The sequence below is a fragment of the Brevundimonas sp. SL161 genome (assembly GCF_049896985.1).
Taxonomy (GTDB): domain Bacteria; phylum Pseudomonadota; class Alphaproteobacteria; order Caulobacterales; family Caulobacteraceae; genus Brevundimonas.
Genome location: NZ_JAFCVJ010000083.1, coordinates 1 through 879, shown reverse-complemented (window position 1 = coordinate 879; position 879 = coordinate 1). Strand labels below are relative to the sequence as shown.

3 protein-coding genes are annotated in these 879 nt (G+C 65.1%); all 3 read left to right on the top strand.

Annotated features, from left to right (window positions below):
* Positions 1-142 precede the first annotated feature (142 nt).
* On the top strand, positions 143-337 hold the full coding sequence (locus ACP7AU_RS17735; RefSeq protein ID WP_426052281.1) for a hypothetical protein: 195 nt from the start codon (positions 143-145) through the stop codon (positions 335-337).
* A gap of 109 nt (positions 338-446) precedes the next feature.
* Positions 447-635, top strand: coding sequence for a hypothetical protein (locus ACP7AU_RS17730; protein WP_426052280.1), 189 nt, complete (start codon positions 447-449; stop codon positions 633-635).
* 4 nt (positions 636-639) lie between these two features.
* A partial coding sequence (locus ACP7AU_RS17725; protein WP_426052279.1) for a hypothetical protein occupies positions 640-879 on the top strand: 240 nt, incomplete at its 3' end.

Below are 879 nucleotides of genomic sequence, written 5' to 3'. Positions count from 1 at the left end.
CCGAAATGGGTGACGCCGACGAGAACCCCACGCCTCTGTTCAAGTCCGGTCAACTGCCGCCGCCCTGGAACGAGGAATAGGCTGGCGCTCTACCCCTCTGGTAGCTGTCTGACATGCCCCTCCAACCCTTCGCCGAGACTTCATGATGATGACCGACCCCGAACGCGTTGAGGCTCTGCTCGATATGGTCGACCCTGCCCGTGCGGCGGCACCAAGCCGGGGGCCAGAGTTGGCGGTGTTGGGGCTGGCCGTCGCCAAGCCTAAAGGCGGATACATGCCGACGAACGCTGGCTGGGTGCTGATCGGCAACCGTGGCAGGGCGTTCCAGCCGAATTGAGCGCCTTCAGCGGCGTCCACAGAATTCAGAACAAATGCGGAACATTTGCTTGCGTGTCGCCGTCTCGCGGAGCCACAAGCGCTCCGGGTCGGCAACCTGGAGAGAGTGAATGAACGACCGATCCCTGGCCTGCTTGCTCGCCGAGCTGGACGCTGAACTAGCCCGCAAGACCGACCCCGTTCGCGCCGCTGGAGTGATGCTCGACCGTATTGAGGCGCGGGTTCCCGGCTCGGTCATGCGGTCCGCCGCCGGCATCCAACTTCGGAGCCTGGGCTGCTCCACCTCCATCGCCGGGTGATGTCATGTCCGACATCAATCGCCCGCGCATCGCACGAGAAGACGTCGTGCCAGAACGCAGCCGCAGAATGGTGGTCCAGTGCGACCGCCCGGAGTGTGGCCGCGCCGTCCTGATGGATCCTCGCCCCCTGTTCGGCTCCGCGCGGTACTGGCCGGTCGAAGGCCGATCCAGCCGATTTCGGTGTAGCTGCGGCAGTCGGGTCGCCCGCGTGTCCTACACCCGCAATGAATCCCAGACCGATGGG

Excerpts from the sequence above, each read along its gene's own strand:
- ACP7AU_RS17730 (WP_426052280.1), top strand. The coding sequence starts at position 447 with ATGAACGACCGATCCCTGGCCTGCTTGCTCGCCGAGCTGGACGCTGAA.
- ACP7AU_RS17735 (WP_426052281.1), top strand. The coding sequence starts at position 143 with ATGATGATGACCGACCCCGAACGCGTTGAGGCTCTGCTCGATATGGTC.